The organism is Bradyrhizobium sp. Kon69 (assembly GCF_055807515.1).
On the sequence record NZ_JBVVOS010000005.1, the window covers coordinates 92,986 to 107,326 of the forward strand.

The 14,341-nt window shown below is 64.7% G+C and carries 13 protein-coding genes; 4 read left to right on the forward strand and 9 right to left on the reverse strand.

The annotated features are described in order from the left end of the window. Positions 1 to 67 precede the first annotated feature (67 nt). Positions 68 to 715, forward strand: coding sequence for a TetR/AcrR family transcriptional regulator (locus tag AC0L3U_RS08730; RefSeq protein ID WP_473361437.1), 648 nt, complete (start codon positions 68 to 70; stop codon positions 713 to 715). Here AC0L3U_RS08730 and AC0L3U_RS08735 read toward each other — a convergent pair. The 4 genes from AC0L3U_RS08735 to AC0L3U_RS08750 all read right to left on the reverse strand — a co-directional run bounded on the left by AC0L3U_RS08735 (position 712) and on the right by AC0L3U_RS08750 (position 4,767). Further along, complete coding sequence (locus tag AC0L3U_RS08735; protein WP_473361438.1) at positions 712 to 1,350, reverse strand: aspartate/glutamate racemase family protein; 639 nt, start codon at positions 1,348 to 1,350, stop codon at positions 712 to 714. The genes AC0L3U_RS08730 and AC0L3U_RS08735 overlap by 4 nt on opposite strands. 165 nt (positions 1,351 to 1,515) lie before the next feature. Continuing rightward, positions 1,516 to 2,529, reverse strand: coding sequence for an amino acid ABC transporter substrate-binding protein (locus AC0L3U_RS08740; RefSeq protein ID WP_473288894.1), 1,014 nt, complete (start codon positions 2,527 to 2,529; stop codon positions 1,516 to 1,518). A gap of 12 nt (positions 2,530 to 2,541) precedes the next feature. Continuing rightward, positions 2,542 to 3,891 (reverse strand): aspartate aminotransferase family protein, encoded by a 1,350-nt coding sequence (locus tag AC0L3U_RS08745; RefSeq protein ID WP_473361439.1) that lies wholly within the window; start codon positions 3,889 to 3,891, stop codon positions 2,542 to 2,544. Positions 3,892 to 3,894: 3 nt separating this feature from the next. Beyond that, the gene (locus AC0L3U_RS08750) at positions 3,895 to 4,767 is read right to left on the reverse strand and encodes a MurR/RpiR family transcriptional regulator (RefSeq protein ID WP_473361440.1); all 873 of its coding nucleotides are present in this window, start codon (positions 4,765 to 4,767) and stop codon (positions 3,895 to 3,897) included. 86 nt (positions 4,768 to 4,853) lie between these two features. On the opposite strand from AC0L3U_RS08750, the gene AC0L3U_RS08755 reads away from it, so the two are divergent. Both AC0L3U_RS08755 and AC0L3U_RS08760 read left to right on the forward strand, forming a co-directional pair. After that, positions 4,854 to 6,041, forward strand: a complete 1,188-nt coding sequence (locus tag AC0L3U_RS08755; protein WP_473361441.1) for an amino acid ABC transporter permease — start codon at positions 4,854 to 4,856, stop codon at positions 6,039 to 6,041. A gap of 2 nt (positions 6,042 to 6,043) precedes the next feature. Then, the gene (locus tag AC0L3U_RS08760; protein WP_473361442.1) at positions 6,044 to 7,150 is read left to right on the forward strand and encodes an amino acid ABC transporter permease; all 1,107 of its coding nucleotides are present in this window, start codon (positions 6,044 to 6,046) and stop codon (positions 7,148 to 7,150) included. A gap of 174 nt (positions 7,151 to 7,324) precedes the next feature. Here the strand turns inward: AC0L3U_RS08760 and AC0L3U_RS08765 are convergent, their stop codons facing one another. Together AC0L3U_RS08765 and AC0L3U_RS08770 are read right to left on the reverse strand one after the other, a co-directional pair. Beyond that, positions 7,325 to 8,743, reverse strand: a complete 1,419-nt coding sequence (locus AC0L3U_RS08765; protein ID WP_473361443.1) for an amidase — start codon at positions 8,741 to 8,743, stop codon at positions 7,325 to 7,327. A 126-nt stretch (positions 8,744 to 8,869) separates the two neighbouring features. Continuing rightward, positions 8,870 to 9,646, reverse strand: coding sequence for an SDR family oxidoreductase (locus tag AC0L3U_RS08770; RefSeq protein WP_473361444.1), 777 nt, complete (start codon positions 9,644 to 9,646; stop codon positions 8,870 to 8,872). A 157-nt stretch (positions 9,647 to 9,803) separates the two neighbouring features. Here AC0L3U_RS08770 and AC0L3U_RS08775 point away from each other — a divergent pair, with 157 nt between their 5' ends. Continuing rightward, positions 9,804 to 10,877 (forward strand): tartrate dehydrogenase, encoded by a 1,074-nt coding sequence (locus AC0L3U_RS08775; protein WP_247288600.1) that lies wholly within the window; start codon positions 9,804 to 9,806, stop codon positions 10,875 to 10,877. 193 nt (positions 10,878 to 11,070) lie between these two features. Here AC0L3U_RS08775 and AC0L3U_RS08780 read toward each other — a convergent pair whose 3' ends face one another. Genes AC0L3U_RS08780 through AC0L3U_RS08790 form a run of 3 tightly spaced genes read right to left on the reverse strand, consistent with a single transcriptional unit; the run spans position 11,071 to position 14,332 of the window. Next, positions 11,071 to 12,144, reverse strand: a complete 1,074-nt coding sequence (locus tag AC0L3U_RS08780) for a malate/lactate/ureidoglycolate dehydrogenase (RefSeq protein WP_473361445.1) — start codon at positions 12,142 to 12,144, stop codon at positions 11,071 to 11,073. Positions 12,145 to 12,155: 11 nt separating this feature from the next. Continuing rightward, entirely contained in the window at positions 12,156 to 13,067 is a 912-nt protein-coding gene (locus tag AC0L3U_RS08785) for an NAD(P)-dependent oxidoreductase (RefSeq protein WP_473361446.1), read from the reverse strand. Between the two features lie 14 nt (positions 13,068 to 13,081). After that, complete coding sequence (locus AC0L3U_RS08790; RefSeq protein ID WP_473361447.1) at positions 13,082 to 14,332, reverse strand: allantoate amidohydrolase; 1,251 nt, start codon at positions 14,330 to 14,332, stop codon at positions 13,082 to 13,084. Positions 14,333 to 14,341 lie beyond the last annotated feature (9 nt).

Here is a 14,341-nt window from a genome sequence, read left to right on the forward strand (position 1 = left end):
AGTTATAGGATATTACATTCGCGGCGGGCTTCCCCTGTCAAGCGCAAACTTATAGGCTCTGCGCAACATGCGTTCACAACTTGCCCGCAAGCCCGAGAACACCTACCACCATGGCGATCTCCGCGACGCCTTGATCAAGGCCGCGCTGCGCGAAGCCGAGCAGGGCGGGACGGAGGCGATCAGCATCAAGGCGCTGGCAAAGCAGCTGGGCGTCTCGCAGCCGGCGCCCTACCGGCATTTTGCCGATCGCGAGGCGCTGCTTGCGGCGGTGACGGCGGAGGCATTCCGGCAGCTCAGCGTGCTTCTGCGTGCGGCGATGGCAAAGCCGTCGAAGCGGTCGAAGCTGTCGCTGCTGGCGCAGGCGACGCTGGATTTCGGCTTACGCCGCAATGGCATCTACCGCTTGATGTTCGCCTCGCGCACGGTGTCGTGTGCGGCGAAAGGCAGCGAGCTGCACGAAGCGACCCGCGAAACCTTTGCGCTCGTGATCGAGGCGCTGGAAGCTCCGGCAGTTGATTACTTGCGCGAGCGGCAGGCGCTCAAGATCTGGGCGGCAGTGCACGGCGTGGTGATGCTGGCTGAGCAGGGACTGTTCACCGGCGAGGCTGCCCATGCCACGCGCGAAGACCTGGTCGAGGATTTTGTCAGCGAAACCAAGGCGGCACTTGCGGCGGCGATCAAGGGCGCACGGCGGTCGAAAAAGGCTGGCGCTTAAGCCTTTGCCGCCAACAGCTTCCTCAGCCTCTCGACGGCGCTGTCAGGCGTGGTCACGACTGGGCGGCCGGTAGCTTCTACCACGACGGGCGCCGTTGCCGCGATGCTGAATTGCGCGAGCGCGATGACGTCGCAATCGCGCAAATCGCGTGAGGCTTCCACGATCAGCCGGTCATGCGTAGCGCGGTCGCCGCGGTCCAGCGCGGCAAGCGCGCCTTCGGCTAGTTTCGGCACGACCTGGACGGAGGAAGGAAACTCCGGCGGCATCGAGGCCAGCGTCGGCGCGAAGGTCGAGAGCAGGCCGATGCGCCGGCCCATCGTCACCGCGCGCTCGATCATGGCTTCGTTCGGCTTGAGCACCGGCATCGGCGCATGTGCGCGCGCAACCGCCTCGATGCAGGGACCGAACGCCGAGCAGGTGAACAGGATCGCATCCGCGCCCGTCGCCGTGGCGTAGCGACCCAGCGCAAGAAAGCGCTCGGCCATGGCATCGTTGAGCTTGCCGTCACGCGCCAGATCCGACGACAGGCTGTCGTCGAGCAGGTTCATCAGCCGCGCCTCCGGCCACGCCTTCGCGAACGCAGCTTCGATCGGGGCGACGGAATGCTTGAGGGCGTGGATCAGGGCGATGCGCATTGGGTTCGGCGTTTCTTCTCCCTCTCCCCGTTCTTACGGGGAGAGGGTGGGGTGAGGGGCTCTATCCACGTTGGCGGTGAGAGTTGAACTCGCGGAGAGTCCCCCTCACCCGGATTGCTGTGCAATCCGACCTCTCCCCGCAAGCGGGGAGAGGTGACGCGCCTTTTACTTGAACGGCACCGCGTACATCAAACCGCCCTTGCTCCAGAGGCCGTTGAGGCCGCGCTCGAGCTTGAGCGGGCTCGCCTTGCCGACATTGCGCTCGTAGATCTCGCCGTAATTGCCTGTGGCCTTGATGGCCGTGACCAGCCATTTGTTGTCGAGCCCGAGCCGCGAGCCGAGATCGCCGGAGGCACCGAGCAGGCGCTGGATCGCGGGCGTCTGCGACTTCGCCATCTCGTCGACATTGCCTTGTGTGACGCCAAGCTCTTCGGCCTCGATCAAGCCGTAATGCAGCCAGGTGATGATGTCGCTCCAGACTTCATCGCCATTGCGGGTGAAGGGGCCGAGCGGCTCCTTGCTGATGGTCTGCGGCAGCACGACGTAGTCGGCCGCGTTCGGCGCCGCGGTCGTCACGGCGCCGGCAAGCGCGGAAGCGTCCTGGGTCATGGCGTCGCAACGCCCGCCGAAGAAGGTCTGGTACATGGTGTCGACGCGGTCGAACACCAGCGGCTTCCAGTCGATGCCATTGGCGCGGCCGTAATCGCCGAGCGTGACCTCATGCGTGGTGCCCTGCGCGACACAGACGGTGGCGCCCTTGAGATCCTTGATCTCCTTCACGCCGAGGTCCTTCTTCACGACAAAGCCCTGGCCGTCGTAGAAGTTGACCGGTCCCTGCCGCAGGCCGAGTGTCACGCCGCGCAGATAGGTCTGCGTCGAGTTGCGGTAGAGCACGTCGATCTCGCCGGACTGGAGCGCGGTGAAGCGGTTCTGCGCGGTCAGCGAGACGTAACGCACCTTGCTGGCGTCGCCGAGCACGCCGGCGGCGAGCGCGCGGCAATAATCGACGTCAAGACCCTTGTAGTTGCCTTGCGAATCCGGCGCGGAGAAGCCGGCAAAACCGGCGCTGACGCCGCATATCAGCGTGCCGCGGCTCTTCACCGTGTCGAGCGTTGCCGCCGACGCGACCACCGTCGATGCCGCGAGCAAGCCGGCTACGATAACCACTTTCCTCATCATGCTATTCTCCCCTCACTGATTGACACGACGCAATAAGTTGTCGACAGCCGTGCCGAGCTTGTCGACGATCAGATCGATCTCCTCCGCGGAGGTGATATAGGGCGGCGCCAGAAGCACGTGGTCGCCACGGACGCCGTCCACGGTGCCGCCGCCGGGATAGCAGCCGAGACCGTTGGCCAAGGCCTCCGCCTTGATCTTCTGGTTCAGCTTCAGCGCGGGATCGAACGAGGTCCGGCCGGCGCGATCGGCGACGAGCTCGATCGCCCAGAACAGGCCACGGCCCCTGATGTCGCCGACATGGCGGTGATTGCCGAATCGCTCGATGAGCCGCTGCTCGAGCTGCTTGCCGCGCTCCTTGACCCGGTCGAGCAGGTCGTCCTCGCGGATCACGTCCTGCACCGCGAGCGCGGCGGCGCAAGCGAGAGGGTGCGCCAGATAAGTGTGGCCGTGTAGGAAGGCGCCCGAACCTGAGCGGATTGTTTCGATGATCCTGCCGCTCGCCAGCATTGCACCGATCGGTTGGTAGCCGCCGCCGAGGCCCTTCGCGATCGCCTGAATGTCGGGCGCCACGCCTTCCTGCTCCCAGGCGTGCGTGGTGCCGGTGCGGCCCATGCCGCTCATGACCTCGTCGAGAATGAGCAGCGCACCGTGGCGGTCGCAGATCTCGCGCACCGCCTTGAAGTAGCCGTCCGGCGCCGTCACGGCACCTGCGGTGGCGCCGACGACGGGCTCTGCGAGGAACGCGGCGACCGTGTCGGGGCCGAGGCGCTGAAACTCGGCTTCGAGCTCGGCCGCAAGCCGGGCGACGAATTGCGCATCGGATTCGCCATCGTGCTTCTCGTGATAGGCGAAGGCCGGCGTCACGTGGCTGAAGGCGTCGGAGAGCAGCGGAGCGTAGGGCGCGCGGCGCCAGGCATTGCCGCCGGCCGCGAGCGCGCCGAGCGTATTGCCGTGATAGCTCTGCCGCCGCGCAATGAAGTGCTGCCGCTGCGGCTCGCCGCGCTCGATGAAATATTGCCGCGCGAGCTTGATGCTGGCTTCAACCGCTTCCGATCCGCCGCTGACGAAATAGGCGTAGGCGAGGCCGCCGGGCTCATGGCCGACCAGCCTCTCCGCCAGCGCCTCCGCCGGCTCGGACGAGAAGAAGGATGTGTGGGCATAAGCGAGGGTCGACGCCTGCTTCGTGATCGCTGCGATCACGCGCGGATGCTGGTGGCCGAGACAGGAGACCGCAGCTCCGCCGGAGGCGTCGATGATGCGGCGCCCGTCCTCAGCGAAGAGATAGACGCCTTCGCCGCCGATCGCCTTGGGCGGCGTTTCGCGCAGCGAGCGATGCAGCACGCGGCTGGTGCGAGCGGCCATGGGTCAACCTTTCTCTGAAACGTAAGTTGAGGCCGCGGCCAGCCGCGCCTCGGTATTCTCCAGGCGTTTCTTGGCGGCCGTGCCGCCGAGCGAAAACGTCACGGCGGCGAGCGATTGCGCGATCGCAATGGCGCCGGTGAGACTGGGGAAAAAGCCGGGAGAGGAGGCCGCCTCGAACAGCAGTACGTGGTCCGCGCCCTCGGCCATCGGCGCCGAAGGGCTATCGGCGATCGCGATCAGGGCCGCGCCGGCACGATACGCGGCCTGCGCGACGCGGACGCTCGCATGAGTGTACGGCATGAAACCGATGACGATGACGGCTTCGCCGGGCCGGAATGCGCCGAGGTCGAGATCGTCGGGGCCGGACGCGCCGACGAGTTGCACCTGTTCGGGACGAAACAGCCGGAGCTCGTAGTTGAGCAGCTCCGCGACGCTGCGGCAGCTTCGGTAGCCGGTGATCCATATTCGCTTGGCATCGTGGAGCGCGCGTGCCGCCTCCGCAATCGGCTGCGCCGGGATGCGCGGAAGTCCGGCGGCCTCGGCCTCGAGCTTTTCGGTGACGAGCGCGACATCGGCGTTCGGGCCGTGACGGCGGCTCCTGGCGCGGCCGGAGAAGGGCGCTATCTGCGAGGGCCGCCGCTCCTCCGTCAGTGCCGCGCGCAATTCGTCCCAGCCCGAATAGCCGATCGCCTTGGCAAGCCGCGTGAAGGCGGCGGGATCGGCGCCGGCAACCGCTGCGAGATCGCGCATCGAACGCGTGGTGGCGTCGTAATCGTTGGCCGCGACGAAACGCCCGACCTCCTGCAACCGCATCGGAAGCGATGGCAATGCAATGCGCAGTTCGCTCAGCGGCGAGGATTTGGCGGGCTCGGCCATGAAACATTTGTTGCACGAAGTAGAGTTTGGTGCAACAGTTGACGTACGCTGCCGGAAATCGCCGTCTTGAGAAGGATTTTTGTGCTGTGACGTCAGACGCTCCGAGACCGCCGCCGCGCCGCCGCTTCTTGGGCGCTTTCGGACGACGCGAGCTGAAAGGCCTGTTCTGGCAGGCCCTGGTGGTCGGGATCGCAGTCGCGGTCATCGTCTTCCTCTGGTCCAACACGGTCACCAATCTCTCCGCGCGCCGCATCACGACCGGTTTTGCCTTCCTCGGCCGTGAGGCCGGCATGCCCATCGCCGACAGCCTGCTCGCCTATAATCCGAGAGACTCATATCTCTGGGCCTTCGTCGTCGGCATCGCCAACACCCTGCGCGTCGCCGTGATTGGAATCGTGCTTGCGACCATCCTGGGCACGGTGATCGGCATCTCGCGGCTGTCGGCCAACTGGCTGCTGTCGCGGCTCGCCGCGGTGTATGTCGAAACGCTCCGCGACATCCCGCTGCTGCTCCAGCTCCTGTTCTGGTACGTGCTGATGCAGGCGCTGCCGGCCGCGCGCGCGGCATGGCGGCCGATCGAGGGCGTGTTCCTGTCCAATCGCGGATTGATCCTGCCGGCGATTCCGATCGGGACGCCGCAGCTTTGGGTGCTCGGCACGGCGGTGCTCGGGCTTGTCGTGTTCTATGTCATCCAGCGGCGGCTCATCGCGCAGCAAATGCGCGACGGCAAGCCGCGGCCGGCCTGGCCGTTTGGACTCGGGTTGCTCGTTGTGCTGCCTGCGGCGGTGTCCGTGCTGCTCGGCGTATCCTGGACGATCGAATGGCCGGAGTTGCGCGGCTTCAACTTCGTCGGCGGGCTGACGCTCGCGCCGGAATATTTCGCGCTGCTGATCGCGCTCGTCACCTACACCTCGGCCTTCATCGCCGAGATCGTGCGCAGCGGCATCCAGTCGGTGCCGCGCGGCCAGTGGGATGCCGCCAATGCGCTCGGACTGCGACGCAGCTTCATGCTGCGGCAGATCATCCTGCCACAGGCGCTACGCGTGATCGTGCCACCGATGACGAGCCAGTACCTCAACCTGACCAAGAACTCTTCGCTCGCGGTGGCGATCGGCTATCAGGACGTGGTCTCGATCGCCAACACGACGCTGAACCAAACCGGTCAGGCGATCGAGGCCATTGCCTTGATCATGGCGGTGTTTCTGACCATCAGCCTCGGCATCAGCTTTTTCATGAACTGGTACAATTCGCGCATCGCGCTGGTGGAGCGCTGACCATGACGGCGATCGCCGACATTCCGGAAGTACCGCGCGCCGCCCGCCGCCCGCAGATCGGCAATCCGGTGCTGCGCTGGCTGCGCACCAATTTGTTCTCGTCGATCCCGAACGGCATCCTTTCGGTCGTGTTGCTGGCAGTGCTCGCAAAGGGCCTTTTCAGCTTCGTGCAATGGGGCATCGCCAATGCGGTCTGGCTCACCCCGGCGAACGATTCCAGCGCATGCCGCGCGGTACGCGGCGTCGGTGCATGCTGGGCGATCATCCCCGAAAAATACCGCTTCATCCTGTTCGGCACCTATCCGTTCGACGAGCAGTGGCGGCCGGCGCTGGCGGTGCTGCTGTTCATCGCCCTGTTCTATCTGTCCAGCCGCCGCGCCTTATGGCGGCGCGAACTGGCTTATCTCTGGATCGGAGCGCTCGTGCTGATCAGCGTGCTGATGTGGGGCGGCATATTGGGCTTGTCGTTCGTCTCGCAGGACCGCTGGGGCGGCTTGCCGGTGACGCTGATCCTGGCGACCTTCGGTCTGGCTTTCGGCTTCCCGCTCGGCATCCTGGTCGCGCTTGGCCGGCGCTCAAAACTGCCCGCGATCCGCTCGCTCAGCGTGCTCTATGTCGAGCTGATCCGCGGCGTGCCGCTGGTCAGTCTGCTGTTCATGGCGAGCGTGATGTTTCCGCTGTTCATGCCGAACGGATTCAACATCGACAAGCTCCTGCGCGCGCAGGTCGCGATCATCCTGTTCGCGGGTGCCTATCTTGCCGAAGTCATTCGCGGCGGCCTCCAGGCCGTGCCGCGCGGGCAATACGAGGCCGCCGACGCGCTCGGCCTGTCCTACTGGCGCAAGAACCGGCTGATCGTCCTGCCGCAGGCGATCCGCCACGTCATCCCGCCGCTGGTCAATACCTTCATCGCCTTCTTCAAGGACACCAGCCTCGTCCTGATCATCGGTATCTTCGACTTGCTGACGACGGCCAAGACCGCGATCATCGATCCGGCGTGGCAGCAATTCTCCGTCGAAGTCTACATCTTCATCGCCGGTATCTATTTTGTCTTCTGCTTCGCGATGTCGCGGTATAGCCGGAGTCTGGAGGCGACGGACGGAAGGTGATGCTTCTTCACCTCTCCCCGCTTGCGGGGAGAGGTCGATCGCGAAGCGATCGGGTGAGGGGAAATCTCCGCGAGTTGAACTGCCACCGTCTTCACGGAAGCAGGCCCTCACCCAACCCTCTCCCCGCAAGAGCGGGGCGAGGGGGTCTACCGAGCGCGCTGCGCCTTCCGAGTCCTAATTCTTCACGCGCGGATCAATCGGCGTCGTGCCGCGTACGCCCAAAATATCCTCCAGCACCTTGGCGCCGGCGATCACCTGCGCATCCGCGCGTGGAGCCCCGACGACCTGCAGGCCGACCGGAAGTCCCGATGCGGTGAAGCCGCACGGCAGCGACAGCGCGGGACAGCAGGCGAGCGTGATCGCATAGACGATGCCGAGCCACTCGACGTAGTTGTCGAACGTCGTGCCGGCGCATTCGGCGACATAGCGATGCTCGATCGGGAAGGGAGGCACGATCGTGGTCGGTACCAGCAGCAGATCGTAGCTCTTGAAGAACTCGACCGCACGCCCGGTCATGCCGACGCGCTGCGCCTCGGCGCGTTCGAGCTGCTCGATCGTGAGCTTGAGGCCTTCCTCGATGTTCCAGATCACTTCGGGCTTGAGCAGGTCGCGCTTGGTGCGCAACAGATTGGCCTTGCTGATCGCAAAATCGAACGCGCGCAGCACGTGGAAGCACTCATGCGCCTCGCGCCAGTCCGGGTGCGCCTCCTCGACGATGGCGCCGGCTTCGGCAAAGCGTTGAGCCGCCTTGCGTGTGATCGCTTTGACTTCGGGATCGACTGGCGTGATGCCGAGATCGGGCGAGTAGGCGATGCGCTTCGGTTTCTTGCCTGATTGTGCCGCTGACAGGAATGAGGTCGCAGGCGCGGGAAGCGACAATGGATCGGCTGCATAGTCGCCACTCATGGCATCGAGCAGCAGCGCGAGATCCTCGACGTTGCGTGCCATCGGACCGACGACGCCGAGGTTACGATCGATGGCTGATTTTGGAGTATGCGCGACCCGGCCGATGCTCGGCCGCATGCCCACGACGCCGCAGAAAGCTGCCGGGCTGCGCAGACTGCCGCCCATGTCGGAGCCTTGCGCGAGCCAGGCCATGCCGGTGGCGAGCGCAACGGCCGCGCCGCCTGACGAGCCGGCTGCCGACTTGGACGTATCCCAGGGATTGAGAGTTGCGCCGAACACCTCGTTAAAGGTGTTGGCGCCGGCGCCGAACTCCGGCGTGTTGGATTTGGCGTAGACGACGGCGCCGTTGGCCTCGAGGTTTTCGACCAGGATGTCGGACGTCGCCGGGATGTTGTCCTTGAAGATCGGCGAGCCCTGGGTGTTCAGCACGCCAGCAACATCGGTCAGGTCCTTGATTGGCACCGGCAGACCGGCGAGCAATCCGCGCGCACCCGCCGGATTCCGCATCAGCGCCTTTGCGCTATCCCGCGCGCGATCGAAGCACAGCGTCGGCAGCGCGTTGACCTTGCCGTCGACTTGGCTGATGCGCTTTTCCAGTACATCCAAGAGCTCCAGCGGCGAGACGTCGCCGGACCGCAGCTTGTCGACGACGGTGCAAGCGGTTTCGCGGATCAGGTCTTGAGACAACTATTTTACTCCTGTGCTTGTTCTAGGCTCCGTCATTGCGAGGAGCGAAGCGACGAAGCAATCCAGACTTTTGCCGCAGACACATTTCTGGATTGCATCGCTTCGCTCGCAATGGCGAGGATAGAGTTAACCCCATCCCGCGCTGATGCCGCCGTCCACCGTGTAAATCACGCCGGACGTGTAGCCGGCGCGATCCGACGCCAGGAACGCCATGAGGTCGCCGATCTCGCGCGCATGCGCAGGCCTGCCGAGCGGCAGGCTCTTCTGGAATTCCTTGTAGCGGCTCTCGTCGCCGAACTGGTGTTTTGCCCGCGTCTTCAGCAGGGTGACGTGACGGTCGGTGCCGACAGGGCCGGGATTGATGCCGACCACGCGGATGTTGTCGGTGAGGCTCTTGCCCCCGAGCGCGCGGGTGAAGGCCATCAGTGCGGCATTGCCGGCGCTGCCGCAAATGTAGTTGGCGTCGAATTTCTCGCCGGCGGCGCCGATGTCGTTGACGATCACGCCGCCGCCCTTCGCCTTCATCTGCGCATAGATCATGCGCGTGAGGTTGATGTAGCCGAACACTTTCAATTCCCAGGCGTGGCGCCAGGTCGCCTCGTCGATCTTGTCGATGGAGCCGCCGGGAATGTCGCCGGCATTATTGACGAGGACGTCGATGTCGGCGGCTTCCTTGGCGAGCCGCGTCAAATCCTCGCTCTTACGCAAATCGACGATGCTCGTGGCGGCATCGATCTGGTGCGCCGAGCGCAAGCGCTCGGCCAGAGCCTTGAGCTGATCGCCGTTGCGGGCGGCGAGGAGGAGATGGCAGCCTTCCTCGGCAAAAGCCTCGGCGGCAGCTGCGCCAATACCCTTGGACGCGCCCGTGATCAGGACGCGCTTGCCACGCAGATGCAGATCCATGGGAATAACTCGCAGGAGAGGAACGGGAATAAAATCAGTAGGCGGTCGGCCGCGCCATGGTCAACATTGCAGTGCAGCGTTGCACTGCCGCCGCGTTTGGTCCATTGCAGTGCGGTCAAAAAGGCGGCGGCTGCCGGAGCAATCAAGGACGTTCTCGATGAGCAAGAAACAATACCGGATCGCGGTCATTCCCGGCGACGGCATCGGCAAGGAAGTGATGCCCGAAGGTCTGCGCGTTCTGGAGACCGCGGCGAAGAAGCACGGGGTGTCCCTTCATTTCGATCATTTCGACTTCTCGTCCTGGGACTATTACGAGAAGCACGGCCAGATGATGCCGGACGATTGGAAGGATAAGATCGGCAAGCACGATGCCATCTACTTCGGCGCAGTCGGCTGGCCGGCCAAGATTCCGGATCACGTCTCACTTTGGGGTTCGCTGATCAAGTTCCGCCGCGAGTTCGACCAATATGTGAATCTGCGCCCGGTGCGGCTGATGCCGGGCGTGCCGTCGCCGCTGGCAAACCGCAAGCCCGGCGACATCGATTTCTGGGTGGTGCGCGAGAACACTGAAGGCGAATATTCCTCCGTCGGCGGTCGCATGTTCCCGGACACCGACCGTGAGTTCGTGACGCAGCAGACGGTGATGACCCGCATCGGCGTCGATCGCATCCTGAAGTTCGCGTTCGAGCTCGCGCAGTCGCGGCCGAAGAAGCACCTGACCTCGGCGACCAAGTCGAACGGCATCTCCATCACCATGCCCTATTGGGACGAGCGCGTGGAGGCGATGGCGAAGAAGTATCCAAGTGTGAAGTGGGACAAGTACCACATCGACATCCTGACTGCGAACTTCGTGCTGCATCCGGATTGGTTCGACGTCGTGGTCGGCTCCAATCTGTTTGGTGACATCCTGTCCGATCTCGGCCCGGCCTGCACCGGCACCATCGGCATCGCGCCGTCGGGCAACATCAATCCCGAGGGCAATTTCCCGTCGGTGTTCGAGCCGGTGCACGGCTCGGCGCCCGACATCGCGGGGCAGGGCATCGCCAATCCGATCGGCGCAATCTGGTCCGGCGCGATGATGCTCGAACATCTCGGCGAAAAGGAAGCCGGCAAGTCGATCGTCGATGCGATCGAGCGCACGCTGGCGGAGCGCACGCTCCGCACCAAGGATCTCGGCGGCAACGCTGACACCACGGCTTGCGGCAAGGCGGTTGCGGATATGGTGGATTAGAGCACTGCTTTCCCTCCCCCCTTGTGGGGGAGGGTGGCTTCGATGCGAAGCATCGAAGACGGGTGAGGGGTTGTCTCCGCGGAGACAGACCTCTCAATTGTGCATTTCTCTTCGCGGACAGAACCCCTCATCCGGCGCTTCGCGCCACCTTCTCCCACAAGGGGAGAAGGGAAGAGCACCGTGCTCTGTCTCACTACCCCGCGATCTTCTCGATCGCCGCCTCATCGAGCCCGAACGGTTTTCCAGCCAGCAAAATATCTCGCCAGGTGGTCGGATCGACCGGAATACCCTCAGCCAGGCGCTTTTTCTTCGTCTCGCGTTCGGGCTCGCCTGCGATCTTCACCTTATCGACGCCGGCCGCCGGAGGTGAGCCGGTGTGCCAGGCGACGAAGCTCTCGACTTCGCGCGCGAGATTCTCCGCGGTGCCGAGTTTGGTCGGATCGATGATGATCGAGAGCATGCCGTTGAGGACGTTGTGCTTGCCATCGGACGGGCCCTTGACCACCTGCCCGCCGGAGAGCGCGCCGCCGAGGATTTCGCACACCAGCGCGAGCCCCGACCCCTTGTGCTCGCCGAACGGCAGGATGGCTCCGTGCGGCGGGATCACGGTATAGCGCGGGTTGGTGGTCGGCTTGCCCTCGTTGTCGATGATGGTGCCGGGCTCGAGTTCGACGCCCTTGTTGTGGGCGACGCGGGTTTTGCCCTGCGCGATCCTGCTAGTGGCGAAGTCGAGCACGATGGGGTCCTTGCCCGCGCGCGGGATGCCGACGCAGAACGGATTGGTGCCGTGGCGCCCATCACTGCCGCCCCAGGGCGCCACGATCGGGCGCGAGATCACGTTGACGAAGTGAATCGAGACCAGTCCGTGGTCGATGCACTGCTCGGCCCAGTGGCCGATGCGGCCGATGTGGTGCGAGTTCGACAGGCCGACGAGACACACGCCGTTGCGCTTGGCCCGCTCGGCCGCCAGCTCCATCGCTTCATGGCCGATGACCTGGCCGTAGCCGGTGAGGCCGTCGAGGGTGAGCAGCGGACCGGTGTCGAGCACGATCTTGACGTGCTGGTTCACGGCGAGGCCGCCCGTGGTGACGCTCTGGACATAGCGCGGGATCATGCCGACGCCGTGGGAGTCGTGTCCCTTGAGATTGGCCTCGACCAGATTGGTGGATACGAGCTCGGCCTCGCGGTCCGTGGAGCCGCCGGCCTTGACGATGGCACTGATGGCTTCGATGAGCGGCTGTGCCTTGATGGTTCGATAGTCGGCCATTGTTGGTGCTCTTATCCCTTTACGATTCTGCGGCAGTGCTCCCACGCCGCATGAATGAGGTTCTCGCTCGCCTCCGGGGTCCGGAACGCCGAATGCGCCGACAACGTCACGTTCGGCAGTTTTGTCAGCGGATGATCGCCGGGCAGGGGCTCGATGTTGAAGACGTCGAGGCCGGCATGGCGGATGTGGCCTGACTTCAGCGCATCGATCATGGCGGCCTCATCGACCACGGCCGCGCGAGCGGTGTTGATGAGGATGACGCCCGGCTTCATCTTCGCGATCATCTCGCGAGTGATCATGCCGCGCGTCTCGTCGTTGAGCAGCAGATGCAGCGATACGACGTCTGCTCTCGCCAGCACCGAATCGAGATCGACGAATTCCACGCCCGGATAGCTCTTCGGCGAGCGGTTCCAGGCGATCACCTTCATGCCGCTGCCCGAGGCAATGCGCGCGACCTCCGCGGCAATACCGCCGAAGCCGATCAGGCCGAGCGTCTTGCCGGTGAGCTGCATGCCGTCCTCGCGCAGCCAGTTTCCGACGCGCATCTCGCGGTCCATCATCGCGATGACGCGGCTCGAAGCCCACATCAGCGCGATCGCGCATTCCGCGACCGCCGTGTCGCCATAGCCCTTGATCAGGTGCACGGAGATGCCGAGCTCAGCGAGCTCCTCCGGGTTCATGTAGCTGCGCGCGCCGGTGCCGAGGAACACGACATGTTTCAGCCCCGCGCAGTTCTTTGCGACCTCGGTCGGCAGCGCGGTGTGGTCGACGATCGCGATCTCGGCGCCGTCGAGGATTTCAGGATATTGCTCGGGCTTGATGTCGGGGTCCCTGTGGATCCGCACCTTGGGATCGCCTGATAGCTCCAGCCGCTCCATGATCACGGCCAGGGCTTCGTTGGCGTCGACGAAAACTCCGCGCATGACTCTCTCTCCGGTCAGGATGCGACGCCGGCGATCGCCAGCACCGTGTGCATGAGGACATTGGTGCCCGCGGCGCAATCGGGCTGCGTGGCGTCTTCGAGCTCGTTGTGGCTGATGCCGTCCTTGCAGGGCACGAACACCATTGCGGCCGGCATGATTGTGTTGAGGTTACAGGCGTCATGGCCAGCGCCGGAGGTGATGCGGCGAGAGGAGTAGCCGAGCGTCTTCGCCGCGTTCTCGACGGCCGCAATCAACTTGGGATCGAAATGCGTCGGCGGCTTGCGCCAGACCAGGTCGATCTTCACCTCGACCTTGCGGCGTGCGGCGATCTCGACAATCGCACTGCGCAGATCGCGATCGAGCGCATCCATGATCGCGCCATCCGCACTGCGGCAGTCCATCGTGAAGGCGATCTCGCCGGGGATGACATTGCGCGAGGGGTTTGCGATCACGGCCTCGCCGATGGTGCCGACGGCCTTCGGCCCGTGCTTGCTCGCGATGGCTTCCAGCGCCAGCACGATCTCGGACAGCGTCGCCAGCGCATCGCGCCGCAGCGGCATCGGCGTCGATCCGGCATGGCTCTCGAAGCCGGAAATCTTGCCGTCGTACCAAAGCACGCCCTGGCCGGAATCGACGACGCCGATGGTCTTGCCTTCGGCTTCCAGGATCGGGCCCTGCTCAATGTGCAATTCGACGAAACAGCCGAGCTTCTGGAAACCGACCGGCTTGTCGCCGCGATAACCGATGCTATCGAGCGCCTGGCCGACGGTGGTGCCGTCGGCATCCTTGCGCGACAGGATGTCGTCGGTGGTGAAGTCGCCGACATAGGCGGCGGAGGCCATCATCGCGGGAGCGAAGCGTGATCCCTCTTCGTTGGTCCAGTTGACGACGCAGATCGGCGCCTCGGTCTCAATGCCGGCGTCGTTCAACGTGCGGATCACTTCCAGTGCGCCGAGCGTTCCCAGAATGCCGTCATACTTGCCGCCGGTGGGTTGCGTGTCGAGATGAGAGCCGATGCCGACCGGCGGCTTCGACATGTCGCGGCCCTTGCGCAGGCCGAACTGCGAGCCGAGCGCATCGGTGTGCACCTCCAAGCCGGCGTCCTCGCAGGCCTTGCGGAACCAGTCGCGCACCAGCTTGTCCTCCACGCTCAGCGTCAGCCGCCGCACGCCGCCCTTGGCCGTCGCGCCGAACTGCGCGGTCTCGTGGATGGACCCCCAAAGGCGGGCGGAATCGATTTGCAAATTGGTGGCGGCTCGGCTCATGCGGTCAGT